This window comes from Bradyrhizobium sp. HKCCYLS3077 (genome assembly GCF_051167555.1).
In the GTDB taxonomy this organism is placed as follows: domain Bacteria; phylum Pseudomonadota; class Alphaproteobacteria; order Rhizobiales; family Xanthobacteraceae; genus Bradyrhizobium.
Genome location: NZ_JBNPTH010000012.1, coordinates 17,817 through 33,242, shown reverse-complemented (window position 1 = coordinate 33,242; position 15,426 = coordinate 17,817). Strand labels below are relative to the sequence as shown.

Genomic DNA, 15,426 nt, shown 5'->3' with positions numbered 1-15,426 from the left:
TTAGACCCTGATATCCACGCCGCCCTGCGCGCCGAACATCCGTCCATAGGACCGTCCGGCGAGCTGGACCGGGACGTTTTCGTCCTCGGTCACGATGAGGCGGAGGGAATTGCCGTTCTGTTGATTGTCGCCGCCGTTCTGGCCGGACGAGTTCTGGTCGCGCAGCGAGAATTGCAGCCCGCTGTCGTTGCTCTTGAGGCCGGCATCCTGCAGCGCCTGCTGCAGTTGCGGCGCGGTCTGCTGCAGCATCGCCAGCGTCTCCGGCTTCTCGACCCGCAGATGCGAGGTGACCTGGCCGTTGCGGTCGACGTCGATGCGGACATCGATGCGGCCGAGTTCGGCCGGATCCAGCCGGATCTCGAAGCGGCTCTTGCCGTTGAGCGCGGACGCCGCGATCTCGACCGCTAGCCCGTGCAGCGGCACGCTGGCCGTCGTCGCGGCGGTCGCGGTGAGGTTGGCCGCGGTGAGCTGGGGCGTTGTCGAGGCCGGTGTCGAGAGCTGCGGCTGCAGGACGTTCGCGGCCTGGGCGCTCGGGTCGGGCAGCGGCGCATTGGCCGAGGCGTTGGTTTGGCCCGCGCCGCGCTCATGCGTAGCCGGAGCCGGTGCATTGCCGTTGGCCTTGGCGGAAGCGTCGATCTCGCCACCGTCGGTCTTGGCGCCGGCCGTCGGCTGCTGGGTGAGACCCGCGGCGTGGTTGGGCTGGGGCGCGCCCTGCGCGGCCGGATTGCCCTGGTCGGCAATCTTGCCGGCTTCGCCGGCTGTCAGGCCGGTCTTGGATTGTGCACCGGGCTTGCCGGCCGTCTTGGTGCCGCCGGGCGTGGCGGCCTCGAGCGCCGTTGTGAATGTCTGATCCGTCGAGGCGGCGGCTTCGCCGGTCGGAGTCGTGGTCCCCTCGGATGCGGTGGCCGCCGCGGCCGATCCGTCGGCCGCCTTCGCGCCGCCGGTCACCTTGGCCGTTGCCGCCATCAGGCCGGCAGCGGCATCGACCGCGCCATTCGGCCCCACCCCGGCCACTCCCACCGGTGCCGTTGCGGCGGAAGGCGTGGCTGATCCATCGGTCTGCGGCGTGGCCGTGCCAGCCGCGGCGTTGGCGAGCGCGACCTCGGAGGGAATCGCGACCGCCACGGGCGAGGTCGCTGCCGCGGACTGATCGGCGGCGCCGGAGGCGGCGGTCGTCTCCGTGCCGGCGGTGTCGCCGTCCTTCTTGTCGCTGGCGGTGTTGTCGGCATCCGCCGTATCGGCCGCAGCCTTGTCGGTCGTGGTCTTGTCGGACTTGCCGGTCGCGGCCTCGGCCGCCGTATCCGAACCGCTCTTGTCGGTGCGCGGCGTGCTGTCGTCGGCCTTGTCCGGTGCTCTGGCCTTGCTGGTGCGATCCATGTCGCTGCGCGCGGAGTCGCGGCTGCTCGTCGCGGCTGTGCTCGCCCGTGGCGCCGGTGTCGAAGCTGGCGACAGCGACGGACTTGGCACGTCCGGCGGAGTCGCGGCATCGACCAGCGCCGAGAAGCTGTCGGACAGCTGCGAGGCGTCCTGGCGGGACGGCTTCGGCGCCGTGGTCTTGAGAGCCGGGCCGGCCTGGATGTCTGACGTGACGCTGAACACCTTGGAACCTCTCGCAATGAAACTCGACGAGGCAGGTCAGCAAGGAGCGGGCCAGAGCGGAATGAATCAAAAAACTAAGTAATATCAATTGCATGAAAGGTGGGTGCGGACGCGCCGTCACGGCGGCGGCCCCGCCATTTCTGCCCGCCCGGCAAGATTTGCCGCTGGCCTCCGCGGCGAGCGCGATTGCTTCGCAGGACATGCGCCTATATTAAAGACCGATGCTTCTCATGTTGTTTCCGACCAGGAGACCGTGTCCGGAGACCGCTGAAAGCAAGCCATCCGCAAAGACGGCGCATGCTGGGCGTTCCCGCGCCGGGAACCTCTTGCCTGACGCCGCGATCGCAGTGACCTGACCATGCTCAACAGTCTCGATCTCGAAGGCCGTCCTGAGGACACCAGGGTCGTCGTCGCCATGTCCGGCGGCGTGGACTCGTCGGTCACGGCTGCGCTGTTGAAGTCGGAAGGCTACGACGTCGTCGGCATCACCCTGCAGCTCTACGATCATGGCGCCGCCACGCATCGCAAGGGCGCCTGCTGCGCCGGCCAGGACATCCACGACGCGCGCAACGTCGCCGAGCGCCTCGGCATTCCGCATTACGTGCTGGACTACGAGGATCGCTTCCGCGAGTCGGTGATCGACAATTTCGCCGCGAGCTATGCCTCGGGCGAGACGCCGGTGCCGTGCATCGAATGCAACCGCGCCATCAAGTTCGGCGATCTCCTGAAGACCGCGCGCGAGCTCGGCGCCCAGGTGCTGGCGACCGGCCATTACGTCGCCTCGCGCCGCCTGGCGAACGGTTCGCGCGCGCTCGTTTGCGCCGCGGATGCCGATCGCGACCAGAGCTATTTCCTGTTTGCGACCACGCGCGAGCAGCTCGACTATTTGCGCTTTCCGCTCGGCGACATGACCAAGCCGGAGGTGCGCGAGCTCGCGCGCCGCTTCGGCCTGGAGGTCGCCGACAAGCACGACAGCCAGGACATCTGCTTCGTGCCGACCGGCCGCTACACCGACATCATCGGCAAGCTCCGTCCGAACGCGATGGAGCCGGGCGAGATCGTCGATCTCCACGGGCGCGTGCTCGGCACGCATCAGGGCATCGCCAACTACACGATCGGCCAGCGCAAGGGCCTCGGCATCGCCGCCGGCGCGCCGCTCTATGTGGTCAAGCTCGACGTCGCGACCCGTCGCGTCGTGGTCGGTCCGCGCGAGGCGCTGCGCACGCATCGAATCACCTTGCGCGAGGTCAACTGGATCGGCGACGGCGCGCTGGACACCGCCGTGCGTGACGGCATCGAGCTGTTCGTCCGCGTGCGCTCGACCCGTGCACCGCAGCCCGCCTGGCTGCGCGGCGCGGACGGTCATTACGAGGTCGAGCTCGTCGGCGGCGAGGAGGGCGTGTCGCCCGGCCAGGCCTGCGTGTTCTATGACGCAGCTTCGGGACGCGCGCGCGTACTCGGCGGCGGCTTCATCCAGAGCGCCGAGGCGGAGAGCCGCAGCGCGGGCGGCATGGTTCGGCCGCAGCGCGTGGCCGAGCCGGTTCGCGGCTGATCAGCATCCAAAATTCAGGGCAGGGGCATGGGGGACATCGACCGCGCGGGGGTCGAAAAGGCCTACGAGCGCTGGGCGCCGGTCTACGACCTGGTGTTCGGCAAGGTCTTCGATCAGGGCCGCCAATCGACCATCGCGGAAGCCGATCGCATCGGCGGCCGCATTCTCGATGTCGGCGTCGGCACCGGCCTGTCGCTGTCGGACTATGCCCGCACGACGAAGATCTGCGGCGTCGACATCTCCGAGCCGATGCTGCGCCGGGCGCAGGCACGTGTGCGCGAACTCAAGCTGTTGAACGTCGAGACGCTCGCGGTGATGGATGCGAAGCATCTCGCCTTCCCGAACGATTTCTTCGATGCGGTGGTCGCGCAATACGTCATCACCGCGGTGCCGGATCCCGAGGCCACGCTCGATGATTTCATCCGCGTGCTGAAGCCGGGCGGCGAGCTGATCCTCGTCAATCATATCGGCGCCGAGAGCGGACCGCGCCGCCTGTTTGAACTCGCCTTTGCGCCGATCGCGCGTAGGCTCGGCTGGCGGCCGGAGTTCCCCTGGGCGCGGCTGGTGAACTGGGCGGCGAAGCACGGCGGTGTGACGCTCGCCGAGCGCCGGCCGATGCCGCCGCTCGGGCATTTCTCGCTGATCCGCTATCGCAAGGGCTGATCGGCGGATCTTCCGATGTCGCGCCTGCGCGCTGTTGGCGCGGGAACGCCAGCGCGATCGTCGCGTTGCTCTGCTATGAGCATCAGGACATCAGTGTTCCTCTCTTTCGCGCTGGCATCGGCCGCGACGGCGGTCCTCGCCCAGGCGCCCCCCACACCGGCGACGCCGCCACAGGCGACCGCGCCGGCCCCCAATGCGAATGCCGCCTGTGCGCCCAATGCGCGGGCGACTCCGACGCCCGACGGAATCACCACCGGCCGCGCCGGCGAGCCCTTGGGCGACAAGCTCGCCAAGACCAACGGCGTGCTGTGCCCGCCGAGCGGCGTCGATCCGGAGATGCACGCGCCGACGCCCGACGCGGGCACGACACCGGTGATCCCGCCGCCCGGCAGCCCCGGCGGCAATCCAAACGTGCAGCCGAAGTGAGGTCTTAGCCGCTGGACGACGAGGTGTGCCCTGCCGACGGATCAGCCCCGCAGCGCGCTCACGAATCGTGCAAGCGATTGAGTTCCGGCGACAAAAATCGGCCGCCAGGAAAACCGTGGCTGGCCGCGAGGTTTGCTTGACAGGGCAGGGAACGGCTCCTTATATGCCGCCCGTTCGCAAGGTTTCGCCGCGCTCTTTGACCGGCTTCACTCTTGATCGAATGCCGTGGCGGGGTAGCTCAGCTGGTTAGAGCACGGGAATCATAATCCTGGGGTCGGGGGTTCGAGTCCCTCCCCCGCTACCACCTTTCCCCACACTCCCTTCACTCTGCTTGGGTATGCGTCCCCGCCAATAAGCGAGTTAAGACGACCTGCAATTTCGACACATACCCCGCCCGAGCGTGTGTCATTTCTCGTCACCGTCACCGTCTCCACGAGATCTCGGATTGCTTCCGCAGCCTCCTCGTCACCTGCGCTCACACTTTTGCCGAGCGCGCTTTCGAGCCGCATCAATTGCTCTTCGTATCGCCTTAGAATGACGGGGTGGAGCGCTACCGGCTGTGGGGCAGGGGGCTGGCTTTGCAACTCAGCCATAATCCGCTTCCGATCGGCATCCAGAGCCGTGGACCGCGGGCCGAGAACCGAGGGATCTCCATGGCCCTTTGCGATGGCGTCAACCAGCCGATCGATCTCGCGGTTCAGTTGCCCGAGTTGCTGTTCCAATCGCCCTCTTTTCGCGCTGGCTAAAGCTGCCAACCGCTTCCTCTCCTCCAGGTAAGTCGTCACATACTCTGCAATCACCTTCGGCGAGCGCATTTCGGCACGCAGACCGCCAAGAACCGCGCGCTCGATCGAGTCGAGGTAGAAAGTCTTCGCGTCAGAACAGGTGCCGCTTTCCTTCGCTGCCGAGCATCGAACACGAACCCGTCCAGATTTGTCGCGGCCATTCGTTGACAGGCCCGACCCACAGGCTCCGCAGCGCAGAAGGCCAGACAGCATCCTGCGGGGACGGCGCTGATGGCTCGGATGGGTGGAACTGCGTTCACCCTTGCGTCTTTGTGCCGCCTCAAACAGGTCCGCGCTCACGATGGCAAGGTGTGGCACTTCGACAGTCCGCCAATCGTTCTTCTGGTTTGGTCGAGAGAGGCGTTTGCCAGTGTCTGGATCCTTCACCATACGGACCTTGTTCCAGACGAGTCGCCCGACATAGAGCTCATTCTGCAGGATGCCCGAGCAGCGCATGCGGTTTCCGTTAATAGTCGAGGCATTCCACGATCGCCCACGCGGAGGCGGCACGTTTTCCCGGTTCAGGTCGTGTGCAATGTCTCGTGGCGTTCGACCGTCGACATAGTTCCGGAAGATCCGCTACACGATCTGGGCTTCGGCCTCCACTATTGCCCGCTCTCCGCTCTTGCCGGCTACAGGCTTATAGCCATAGGTCACCCCCCCGCCGGCGAGACCTTGACTAACTCGGCCAGCCTGACCGCGTCGCACCTTGTGTGCATTGTCCTCACGGTAGAGCTGGCCAACCAATCCCCTTAGTCCGACAAGCACCGTGTTCACGACCCCCTCATGAACGGCTCTGATCTCGATACCGAGAAACGAGAGGCGCTTGTGGATGCCTGCGAGATCCTCCATGTCGCGTGACAAGCGATCGAGTGCCTCCACGATCACGACTTCAAAACATCTGTCCCTTGCCTGATCAAGCAACCGCAGAAGGCCGTCGCGTCCCATGACAGAACCGCCAGACCGCGCGCGATCTTCGTGAATATTGATGACCTCGAGGCCTTCGCGCTCCGCGTAGCTTTGACAAAGCCAAACTTGATCTTCAATCGATCGTTCGTTCTGCAGGTCTGTGGAGAAGCGAGCGTAAATTGCTGCCGTCTTCCTCTTCCCGTCGGGAAGCGATCTCGCGTTCATGATCTTCCCTCGCTGCTATCCGAGCAAGTGCGCGTGCGAGACGCAAGATCGCTCTATCTGGAGTCGCCGGCAAGGACCATTTGCGATCACGGGTCCGCACGGTCGTGCTCCAGGATGTTGCACGCGTAAGGAGCCCCGTCGTCTTCGGCGGGGTACACCTCGCAAATATCGACTGCGCTGACCATGCTCCGTGGTTATGCTAACGGAGTAGGCGAGAGGAATGGTTGCCCAAATCGAGCCGTAAGGCTGGATGCCACAGCGAAGAAAAAGAAGTTCAGTCCTGCAGCATGATGGCCGGGACGGGGGTGCCCGCCACCTCACAGACCGCCTCGATGAGCAGGCGAACCGCTTTGGCATGCCAATCGATTTGGTCGATCGGCTTGTCCCAGTACTCTGACACGACGTGGGCAGTGTGACGCGCCTTCACGCCCAATCCGGCTATGCTACGAGCAGGCACTGTCATGAGTGCATGTTCGACGGGATACAGCTTTGCCAGGATGTGCTCGACCTCAGGTTGATGGGACCCCGCTTGTTCATTTTGCATCCTGGCAAGTTCATCCAGGAGCGCCGTCAACTGCGCTTCCAAAGTGAGCAACCTTTGGTCATCGGCCGCAGACGACGCGATTGCAGCTGAGCTCTCCTGCGCGTTCTGGGCGGCATCGCTCTCTCCGACGGTCTGATTTCCCATGGTGGAGCCTCCTATCGAGCGCGCATTTGCGTCCGCCTGTTGAGCCATCTGGCTTTGTTGAGTATACTCAATTGATGGGTATGCTCAACAGGCCGCATTCGTTCACGAATGAACGATTTGCGAGATACTGTTGCTCGGAATTTGCGTCGCCTCCGAACGGGAAAGGGCTGGACGCAGGAGGAGCTCGCGTTCCGAGCAAAAGTCGACCGGAGCTATGTCAGTCAGCTGGAGACGGGGGTGTACAGCGCATCTGTGACGATGCTCGGTAAGCTGTCAAAGGCGCTCGGCGTAGATCCCAGCGAATTTCTAAAACCTTGACCAGAGCCTGGTACTCGTTCGCTTGGGTACTCTGGAAGAACATTCAGGCGGCACGCCGTATCCCGGCGCATCAAGTACGTCGGCTGTGAGTTGCTCGGTAATGAGCCAGGAGGACTTGGCCGACACCGCGAAGCTTTCCCAAGGCCAGAGCAGCGAGATTGAGAACGCAAAGCACAGCACCACGCTAGACAATATTCAACGGCTAGTATTTGCTCTCGGCGTCCCTGTAGCCGACCTTCTCCGTGAAGAGCGCAGTTAATCGAAGCGTTCAAAGGGCGAGGCTGTCGCCATTCTCAAACAGGAAGATTATAGGTCGGCCTTCCTGCGGGTCGGCATCATCCCACCGCGTACAACTAACGTATCGGGATGATTGTGCACCAAGAGGCAATCTTACGCATAGCATTGAATCAACGATGATTCTTCGATCTGCAATCGCGATTGGGGACGCGAATAGGGGACTGTACGCGGTAGATGTTCGTCACTATCAGATCTAGGAACTGGTGCTACCGAGAAGGCCCTCTCGATCACTGATAGTCACGCGCCGAGGCCAGTGCTGCCTGTGGTTGCGAAGGGAGCGGGCCGCCTGTCGTAGCCCGCTTACTAGTGTGCGAGCCTCGCGAATTCGGAGACGTTCCGCCTCGCCTGGGGATTTTGGTTTCTAAAAGGCAAGCGTTGAGAGACCGCCGGGTCTCGCTCAGAATTTAAAGCTTATACTAGAAAGTTGCCCGTGAGTATGCTTTTCTTACCGAAAGGGGGGTAAAGCAAATGAGCGGGCTCCATTCACCTGATGAAGTATCTCTTCGCCCGGGCCAGCGTATAGGGTCGCTCTTCAGAAAGTGCTTGAGCGCGAAGAAAACGGCGGACTTTCAGAAGCCTTTTTTGATTCTAAATTCGCCAAGCTACCGCGCTGAACGCTTTATCGACATCAATTCCGTTGTTCGACAGAATATTCCGTCCACATATTATGTTAGGGCGGACTACGAACTTGGAAAGCGCTTAGAGCCTAACCGCCGTCTTCCTCACAGCGCCCAGTTCGAAGAATTTAGGCGGAGATTACAAAGTGGTTGGACGCTGATTTCCGACGGTACGGAACGCGTTTGTTCCGAGATACTTGAGCTGTCCCAAGCGATCGCCGAGGCCCTGGGCTATATTTGCCGAGCGAATTTGTACATTACGCCATCGGGCGTGAGGGGATTCCCGCCCCATTACGATGCGCACGATGTGCTCGTTCTTCATCTTCATGGGACGAAGGTCTGGAAAGTCGCGAATGAGCAGGTGCGTGTTCCGCGGCGAAATGAACTGTCGCCGCCTGATTTGGAGATGGATAGCGAGTGCCAGACAATATTCACGCTGCGGCCAGGAGACATTTTGTACATACCGAAAGGATTTCCCCACGTCGTAGACAATACCAGCGACGGAGTCGGTGCGCAGCTGACGTTCGCGTGCGCGAGTATCCACCTTGAAGACATTGTGCTCCAATGCATCGCCGAGCGTCTAAAACAGTCCGATCCTTACAGCCGCAACTTCCCGTATCGTGGGTCAGCAGATGACCTTGCGGTCGCAAGGGAGAGCATACTCTCAATCGCCGTTCCCTTCAGCGATTCTGAAATCGATGCTGCCATCAAGAAGGTAAGGAGAAATCATTCGTTCCAAATGGATCATCACACGACACAAGATCTTTTAGGGCGAACCGGCCAGGGCGACTGATCGGTTTCGAAGACTAAGTCGAATATGGTCGTCGTAGCTCAATATTTCAGTTGTGCAAGGATAAGTCATGTCGGTTTGCCTGATCTTTCCGCCTCCCTGGGACACATCGCAAGCCTATCTTAGCACGCCATCCCTCGCTTCATACCTGAAGAAACATCACCATCAGGCCTTTCAAATCGATCTCAATTTGGAGTTCGTTTCTTATCTGACGCACTCCGAAAACTTCGCTCACGCGATATCCAAGCTCCACGAGAACGCTCGTCTTTCTGATCTCCGCGCCTCGAACGCCGCTAAGTGGAATCTTAAGGTCGGCGAGCATCTACAGAAGAGGCTAGGTGATTTCGATCGGATCATGAGATCACCAACGGATTTCTATGATTCCAAGAAATATTTTTCGGCTCAAAGAATTCTCGGCAAAATCTACGATCTGTGGTCCACAGCGTATAGCCCAACGACAATCACTCCGATCTCATTTCGAATAAATCGCGAAGGAGATCACTTGGTCAGCGCCAAGGACTTCATTGTTAATGCGCGGTCAAATCCTTTACTTCGGTTTTTAGATTCCGTCTTTCCAGAAGATGGACCCCAATACAGCCAGGTTAGCTTGTTCGGGATCTCGATCATTTATGACGACCAGATTGTTCCTGCCCTGACTGTCGCAAATTTTCTCAAAGCGCGATACCCCGGCGCAAAAGTGGTGTGCGGTGGTGGTGCTATTTCTCAATACGCGCGCGTATATCTGGACACGTTTTTTGAAGCCGCGCCCTACGTCGATTTTGTCGTTATAGATGACGGATATGGGCCTCTGCTTAAAATCGCCGAGGCTTTAAGGCACAAACGGGTACTCGCGCCTACCGACAACATCTTAATAAACCGCGGGCTCGGCAAAGCTAAGGTGCGTCCGCCGCAGGCAGAGTCGCACTTTGCCCCCCCAGATCCGGATTATTCTGGTCTCGCGCTTGGCAGGTATCATTCCCCTGAACTCATACTGTCTTTTAAGACAAGCAAAGGCTGCAAATGGGGGCGCTGTACGTTTTGCAGTGAGTCGGCTTTTAAAGAGTACTCGGCCGGGGATGTAACTGACGTGGTCGCCAGCATAAAGCGCCAATCAGAAGAGTCTGGCTTGCGGTTCGTAAATTTCGCCGACTCGGACATTTCACCAGCTCGATTTGTAGAGCTTTCGGAGGAACTGTCTCGTCAAGACGTCGAAATCGGATGGTCAATTAGGGCTCGCCTCGATCCTCTGTTCACAAGCGAGGTGCTAAGAGCTGGAAGTCGAGCGGGCTGCCGAAAAATCTTCTTTGGCCTTGAATCTGCATCGCAACGTCTACTCAAATTGATGAAGAAGGGAACTCAGATTCGTCATGTCCCTGATCTCCTGCAAAGCTGTCGCGATGCTAAGATCTTGAGTCATCTGTTCACATTTGTTGGCTTTCCGTCAGAAACGCGAGCGGAAGCGGAGATGACCAGGGATTTCCTTTGGGAGCATATTTCGAATATCGCTTCGTTCAACATCGGCATTTTTCAGTTGCGGACTTTCTCGGATGCCTTTCGGAGTCGCGAGCAGCTCGGGCTAAAGCTCTCGATGGAAAAATCCCTTCGCTCGTCGGTCGACTCGAACGCCTACGAGATCACAGAAGGCCTCTCTCAAAGAGCGGCGGCCGAATTGCAGCAGGAATTTTTGCTGTTCTTCCGGAAGCGTTTCTTCGAGAATAATCTGCCGTATGATGTGAACAAATGGTCCGGATACGTCAATTTGGCTGGGATTCCATACTGGGACAGTCACAACTTGGCCTACTATGATCAGGCGCTTAGGCGGTTGGATGAACGGAAGCCGACGCCTCGTATTGTCGATGTGCCTCGTCAGCGCTTTGAGATCCTTCGACTTGATCACGAAGCCGTCACGATTGTGCTAATTGATGAGCTCCGCACAATAACCATGTCTCGTAGAGCATTTTCTCGATACCAGGAAGTGGTGGGTACGAAGCGTGTCTGCGATGATGCGCAGTTTGCGTTCATGCTGGTTACGAGCGGGCTTGGCACCTTGCTGGAGTCGTTATCATGACGAGTCCGCTTTTGCTGGTGGTACCGCCAGTGATTGACCCTCGAAGCACTTACTTGGGGGTCTCAATGTTGGCCGGCCGCCTGGCCGCCAACTCCATTGCTTTCGAGATCGAAGATCACAACGTTCGGTTTTTCGATTGGTTTGTCTCAAGCGACAAAGCCCAATATTTGTATCAGGCTACTGGAAACGACCTGTTCAAGCGAATTGAACGGGATATCGACTGGGCGAAAGCTCTTTTGCGTGGTTCCCAATTTTACGTTGACGCTTACAGGAATAAAGCCAGGAATCTCATTGATCTGTACTGTCGAGCCAGCGGTCTCCTCTACCCTAAGAGTGACTTCAGGATGCACAGCTACAGTTACGATGGAGTAGAGAACAGCGCAGCGGAGCTACTGAATGCGATAGCCAACCCAGAGCGTAACCCGTTTGATGAGTACTACCACTCTGAGCTTTTTCCTAAGGCGAGGTCGGAATCTCAGTTAATCGCCATTTCCATCACGAACAACCACCAGCTATTTCCTGGTCTCCGGCTAGCTCGGCTAAGTAAGCAGCGCGGGAAGAAAGTCATTGTAGGAGGTGCTTGCGTTACTAAGATCATGCAAGCCATCAATCGGAATTCTCAATTTTTTGAAAACTTCGATGTTTCTGTTTTCTTTGAGGGAGAAGATTTCATCGAGGATATTTGCCGCGACTCGGGATCGGAGCTGCAGAGCGGGCGGTATCGTGGCACGTATAGTGTGATCGGAGATAAGGGCATCGTCTATCACGAAGACGCGGCTCCGATACCGTCGCATTCTTGGTCCAAGCCAATCTTTTCCGACATCGACTTGGCGCGAGCTTTCCGACCAAGGGCCGTCTTGCCGGTTATCACCGGTAAGGGATGCTCCTGGGGTCGTTGTGTATTTTGCACGATTCCGGACTCGAGCGGTGCAGGGGAGAAAATTCATCGTGATGATGATATCTCAAAAGCTGTTTCGATTATTGAGCAGCTGCAGTCCGATTATTCATGTGATCACTTCCTCCTGACTGACGAGAACTTCTCGTGTCGTCGGCAGGTTCATTTTGCTGAAGAACTGTTGCGCAGGGGACATTCAATTAGCTGGATTTCCTACTCGCGCTTCGAAGTTGGCTATACGCTCGAAGTTTGCAGAAAGTTGAAGGCTTCCGGATGTAAGAAGCTGCTAGTCGGGCTCGAGGCTGTCTCAAATGAAACACTCAAGCGTATGAAGAAGGGTACGACAAGGGAGGTAATAGAACGAAATCTGCGCGCGTTCGCTTTAGCAGAAATTCCTGTACACCTTTACTGCATGGCTGGCTTTCCTGGTCAGGACCTGCAAGACGCAATTCAAACGCTTGCTTTCGTTATTGACTATATCCGCAAAACGCCATCATCCCTTGTCAGCGCAAGTTTCAGTGAGTTCATGCTGAGCAAGGGCTCAGGCATATTCAACAATCCGACTGAATTTGGAGTGCGAATTACGAGCAATTCAGACGACGATTTGCTGACGTCTCAATTCGAAACCCTCACCCCAGACGATGTTCAATGGGGTCAGTTTAGAAAGCAGGCGAACAAGTTGATCGTACAAGAGTTCGACGATGACGGTATGGTTGGCTGGGAGGAATTCTCGTTGCTACTTGCGGACCGGCCCCGCAACAACCGAAAAGGATGTAGAATTGCTGGCATCGGTCAAGAAGACTGGACGAGATACAAAATCAATCTAAGGCCGCGCGAAAGATTTTCAGTGTGCTCCAAAGCGGCCGATGGTGCACTCCTTGTGTCGCTTGACACATTCAAGAGTATCACCGTTTCCGATGCTATCGTGAGGGGACTAAGCGCTTTTGAAGACGGCGCGACGCTCGCCGAGAACTATATTCGTTTTACGAAAAATGGAGCGCAAATCCCGCCATCGTATTTCCTTGGCGTTGCCGAGTCGCTTCAGTCCGCGGGACTAATCAGCGTCGATAGCTCGCGGTAATCCAGAGTTGCTACCACTCACTCAAACCAAGGAGGTTGCCAATGGTGGTTTGTACGTTCTGTCATGCAGGCGTGGGCGATAAGCATCCAGTCACTGAGAAGGCGGTGCAAAGCATCATCGCAAATAGCGGGAAGAATGGAACGCCCAAGGATCTATATATATGTGGCGAGTGCGTCACACTATGTGTCGGCATCCTGGCGAGCAATAAAGTGTTGAAGAAGGGCTCTGGCAAAACAGAAGGAAAGAAATGATGAGTACGCCGATCACCAAGAAAACCCAAGCGAGCGAGCAAGAAGATCAAAAGCTTTGGATTGAGGAGGTTGACGAAGTAATGTTTCAACCTACCGAAATTGTGCCAAACTCGGAGCGCGCCTACAAGCCGGCTTCGGACTTGCAGCAGCAAATTGAAGAGGCGCTGAAGCGAGGCGAGCGCTGAACCTAGCTTTTGGCTAACCAAAACGATGATTTACTTGTAGAGACACTGCATCGGCAGTTGCAATGCCGATGCAGTTTTAGGTCATGGTTGGCCGGCAAATACACGTGCCAACAACATCAACCATTTGTTCGACTTAGAAGCCCTGCCGAGTGCACCCCGGGGTCCATACTAACCGAAGGCCTCAGCCGCAGTCAGCGAGCGCCGAGTGAGAATCTCCTCCGCGTCAGGTGCATCTCGAATTGTTCGTTTGAAGACCAGAGTCGGCCGATCGGGATATGCCCTTTTGCTCGATGGGCTTTGGAATTGTCGCTCAATAAGTCTGCAACCTCGGTCTGATAGTGCGCTGATTACGTCTTCTTCGGTCAACCAGACGCTTCTCGTGCTGTCAATCGATCCCCAAGGATTGCCGCCCGTTGACTTTGGATCTGCGTATTCGACGATCTCTCTGCCCCGATAGGCTCTACCCTCAAAGTGAAAATATTTAAGGTCCGATAGAGGCACGTAAGATGTGTGAACGTCTTCGTAGGCAAAGTAGCTATCTATGATCAAGAGATCGTTCGACACAACGGCGATGTCGCGGAGGAACTTCACGCAATCGGGAAAATCTAGATGATAGAGAATTCCTGCCGCGAGCACGACGTCGAAATTTCCGATCTCGATTGGGAGACTTCGCACGTCTCCCCTTATAAATCGGCAATTGGTTAACTCGAGTGTAGATCGCGCGAATTCTGCTTTCACGAGGTGAGCGTCTCGGGCGTCGATTCCGACCGTAGTTAGCCCCCGACGTGCAAACTCAATTGCGAAAAGCCCCTCAAGGCAAGCCAAGTCCAGTAAGCTTTTCGGTGAACGGCCCGCGGCCCGGATGATAGAATCGAAGAAGTCGACCCGCCACTGCTGAGTCGGTCCGTCTGGACGCGTGATAATTTGCTCAGTCAGAGCTATGTTGTGGGCCGTCCATGGTCCGAAGGTAGAGACGATCGCTTCGAGAACGGCCGAGATACGTTCTGGCTTGGAAATTGTTGCCCTTTCGGCTTTCTGCTGGCGGCAACCTAGTTGAACCGAAAGAGAGGCGACATAGTATTCAAAACCGTCAATCAATCGTGGTTCTGGTTTCATCATTAGTTGCTCGCGACCAGTAATCGGATTGCGAAGGAGCGATTTGCGTACGAGCCGAGCCCGCTTCAAGTAACTAACTGAAATCGAGCCCATCCATTGTTGCGCACCGTATTAGAACTTGCAAGTCTAAGTCGCGCCTCTATCTGCGATGATTTCCCAGAAGCCACGACTGCCTTGGGCCCGGCCCGGCTCGGAAATTATTCCTGTGCGCGAACACTGATTTGCTGTCTTGATGGAGAATTTATCGCTCAATGCCTTGGGCTACTCTCAGGAGCAGACGTCGAGACTGCCCGAGCAGGATCGCCAGCCGGCTTTTTGTGCATGAGCGTAGCGCCGCAGCTATCTAAATGAAGAATAACGGATTTTGCAGGCCGACCATCAAGCGGGGGACGGAGAGTGGGGACGGTAGTGCACGCCAAATCGTGATCGTCACGTCTGGTCAGGCCCAGTCACCGGCGATCGTCCTGGCGCACGGCAAGACACCATGTTTCTCTTGTCCCATGCATCGAGTTCACCAATTGGATATAGGACCGCTTTCCCGATTTTGACGAAGGTGGGGCCAACGCGCATCGCTCGCCAGTTGCGAAGGGTACCGACGCTGATCGCGCCACGGTAGCGATCCGAGACTTCCTCTGGCGTCAGGTATTTTCGACCGTCCATTGCTGCTGCACTCCCGATCACGCGACCATGAATGCTGTAACTTACGGTCCTGATCGGTCTCGGAAACGCGATGTATCGCAGATAGTAAAAGAGAAGGCGAACGGCGGTGCAAAGGCGTATTGTCCGGGTCAGCCAGCAAAGCGATTTCTGATGTGCTCAAGAAGCGACGTCTCCTTTGACGAGTGATATGGCGGGCCGGGGGCCACTTTGCGACATCCAGCCGCGCGTCTCGGCCGCCAAAAGTGGTCATGATAAACCACCGTTTTCGGACCTGATCATCGCTAGCTACTCGCAGGTGCAC

15 protein-coding genes and 1 tRNA gene are annotated in these 15,426 nt (G+C 57.9%); 10 read left to right on the top strand and 6 right to left on the bottom strand.

Translation table 11 applies throughout. The features are described from left to right. Window positions 1-1,599, bottom strand: coding sequence for a flagellar hook-length control protein FliK (locus tag ACQR0Z_RS33450; protein ID WP_434921478.1), 1,599 nt, complete (start codon window positions 1,597-1,599; stop codon window positions 1-3). A gap of 358 nt (window positions 1,600-1,957) precedes the next feature. Here ACQR0Z_RS33450 and mnmA point away from each other — a divergent pair, with 358 nt between their 5' ends. The 4 genes from mnmA to ACQR0Z_RS33430 all read left to right on the top strand — a co-directional run bounded on the left by mnmA (window position 1,958) and on the right by ACQR0Z_RS33430 (window position 4,544). Beyond that, window positions 1,958-3,151, top strand: coding sequence for a tRNA 2-thiouridine(34) synthase MnmA (mnmA, locus tag ACQR0Z_RS33445; RefSeq protein WP_434921477.1), 1,194 nt, complete (start codon window positions 1,958-1,960; stop codon window positions 3,149-3,151). 27 nt (window positions 3,152-3,178) lie between these two features. Next, a complete protein-coding gene (locus ACQR0Z_RS33440; protein ID WP_434860431.1) occupies window positions 3,179-3,814 on the top strand; it encodes a class I SAM-dependent methyltransferase in 636 nt (211 codons plus the stop codon). Window positions 3,815-3,889: 75 nt separating this feature from the next. Continuing rightward, window positions 3,890-4,240, top strand: coding sequence for a hypothetical protein (locus tag ACQR0Z_RS33435; protein ID WP_434860430.1), 351 nt, complete (start codon window positions 3,890-3,892; stop codon window positions 4,238-4,240). Between the two features lie 227 nt (window positions 4,241-4,467). Then, window positions 4,468-4,544 (top strand) — tRNA-Met (locus tag ACQR0Z_RS33430). On the opposite strand, the gene ACQR0Z_RS33425 is transcribed toward ACQR0Z_RS33430, so the two are convergent. From ACQR0Z_RS33425 to ACQR0Z_RS33415, 3 genes are all read right to left on the bottom strand, one after another. Further along, window positions 4,501-5,601, bottom strand: a complete 1,101-nt coding sequence (locus ACQR0Z_RS33425) for a recombinase family protein (RefSeq protein WP_434921571.1) — start codon at window positions 5,599-5,601, stop codon at window positions 4,501-4,503. The two genes, ACQR0Z_RS33430 and ACQR0Z_RS33425, sit on opposite strands and share 44 nt — an antisense overlap. A gap of 3 nt (window positions 5,602-5,604) precedes the next feature. Next, on the bottom strand, window positions 5,605-6,159 hold the full coding sequence (locus ACQR0Z_RS33420; protein ID WP_434921476.1) for a recombinase family protein: 555 nt from the start codon (window positions 6,157-6,159) through the stop codon (window positions 5,605-5,607). Between the two features lie 274 nt (window positions 6,160-6,433). Then, window positions 6,434-6,847, bottom strand: coding sequence for a hypothetical protein (locus ACQR0Z_RS33415; protein ID WP_434921475.1), 414 nt, complete (start codon window positions 6,845-6,847; stop codon window positions 6,434-6,436). A gap of 108 nt (window positions 6,848-6,955) precedes the next feature. Between ACQR0Z_RS33415 and ACQR0Z_RS33410 the strand changes: the two genes are divergently transcribed. From ACQR0Z_RS33410 to ACQR0Z_RS33385, 6 genes are all read left to right on the top strand, one after another. Beyond that, window positions 6,956-7,165, top strand: coding sequence for a helix-turn-helix domain-containing protein (locus ACQR0Z_RS33410; protein ID WP_172181405.1), 210 nt, complete (start codon window positions 6,956-6,958; stop codon window positions 7,163-7,165). A 100-nt stretch (window positions 7,166-7,265) separates the two neighbouring features. After that, window positions 7,266-7,424 (top strand): helix-turn-helix domain-containing protein, encoded by a 159-nt coding sequence (locus tag ACQR0Z_RS33405; RefSeq protein ID WP_434921474.1) that lies wholly within the window; start codon window positions 7,266-7,268, stop codon window positions 7,422-7,424. Between the two features lie 581 nt (window positions 7,425-8,005). Beyond that, window positions 8,006-8,872 carry a JmjC domain-containing protein gene (locus ACQR0Z_RS33400; protein WP_434921473.1) on the top strand — a complete coding sequence of 289 codons (867 nt, stop codon included), beginning with the start codon at window positions 8,006-8,008 and terminating at the stop codon, window positions 8,870-8,872. 67 nt (window positions 8,873-8,939) lie between these two features. Further along, a complete protein-coding gene (locus ACQR0Z_RS33395) occupies window positions 8,940-10,937 on the top strand; it encodes a B12-binding domain-containing radical SAM protein (RefSeq protein WP_434921472.1) in 1,998 nt (665 codons plus the stop codon). After that, the gene (locus ACQR0Z_RS33390; RefSeq protein ID WP_434921471.1) at window positions 10,934-12,913 is read left to right on the top strand and encodes a B12-binding domain-containing radical SAM protein; all 1,980 of its coding nucleotides are present in this window, start codon (window positions 10,934-10,936) and stop codon (window positions 12,911-12,913) included. Before ACQR0Z_RS33395 ends, ACQR0Z_RS33390 begins: the two co-directional genes overlap by 4 nt. A gap of 247 nt (window positions 12,914-13,160) precedes the next feature. Beyond that, window positions 13,161-13,349, top strand: coding sequence for a hypothetical protein (locus ACQR0Z_RS33385; RefSeq protein WP_434921470.1), 189 nt, complete (start codon window positions 13,161-13,163; stop codon window positions 13,347-13,349). A gap of 168 nt (window positions 13,350-13,517) precedes the next feature. Here ACQR0Z_RS33385 and ACQR0Z_RS33380 read toward each other — a convergent pair whose 3' ends face one another. Beyond that, window positions 13,518-14,468: a class I SAM-dependent methyltransferase gene (locus ACQR0Z_RS33380; RefSeq protein WP_434921469.1), complete on the bottom strand. Its 951-nt coding sequence runs from the start codon at window positions 14,466-14,468 to the stop codon at window positions 13,518-13,520. Between the two features lie 426 nt (window positions 14,469-14,894). Next, a complete protein-coding gene (locus ACQR0Z_RS33375; protein WP_434921468.1) occupies window positions 14,895-15,125 on the bottom strand; it encodes a helix-turn-helix domain-containing protein in 231 nt (76 codons plus the stop codon). Window positions 15,126-15,426 lie beyond the last annotated feature (301 nt).

Coding starts and splice junctions, on each gene's coding strand:
- mnmA (WP_434921477.1), top strand. CDS start 1,958: ATGCTCAACAGTCTCGATCTCGAAGGCCGTCCTGAGGACACCAGGGTC.
- ACQR0Z_RS33440 (WP_434860431.1), top strand. CDS start 3,179: ATGGGGGACATCGACCGCGCGGGGGTCGAAAAGGCCTACGAGCGCTGG.
- ACQR0Z_RS33435 (WP_434860430.1), top strand. CDS start 3,890: ATGAGCATCAGGACATCAGTGTTCCTCTCTTTCGCGCTGGCATCGGCC.
- ACQR0Z_RS33420 (WP_434921476.1), bottom strand. CDS start 6,159: ATGAACGCGAGATCGCTTCCCGACGGGAAGAGGAAGACGGCAGCAATT.
- ACQR0Z_RS33415 (WP_434921475.1), bottom strand. CDS start 6,847: ATGGGAAATCAGACCGTCGGAGAGAGCGATGCCGCCCAGAACGCGCAG.
- ACQR0Z_RS33410 (WP_172181405.1), top strand. CDS start 6,956: ATGAACGATTTGCGAGATACTGTTGCTCGGAATTTGCGTCGCCTCCGA.
- ACQR0Z_RS33405 (WP_434921474.1), top strand. CDS start 7,266: ATGAGCCAGGAGGACTTGGCCGACACCGCGAAGCTTTCCCAAGGCCAG.
- ACQR0Z_RS33395 (WP_434921472.1), top strand. CDS start 8,940: ATGTCGGTTTGCCTGATCTTTCCGCCTCCCTGGGACACATCGCAAGCC.
- ACQR0Z_RS33390 (WP_434921471.1), top strand. CDS start 10,934: ATGACGAGTCCGCTTTTGCTGGTGGTACCGCCAGTGATTGACCCTCGA.
- ACQR0Z_RS33385 (WP_434921470.1), top strand. CDS start 13,161: ATGATGAGTACGCCGATCACCAAGAAAACCCAAGCGAGCGAGCAAGAA.
- ACQR0Z_RS33380 (WP_434921469.1), bottom strand. CDS start 14,468: ATGATGAAACCAGAACCACGATTGATTGACGGTTTTGAATACTATGTC.
- ACQR0Z_RS33375 (WP_434921468.1), bottom strand. CDS start 15,125: ATGGACGGTCGAAAATACCTGACGCCAGAGGAAGTCTCGGATCGCTAC.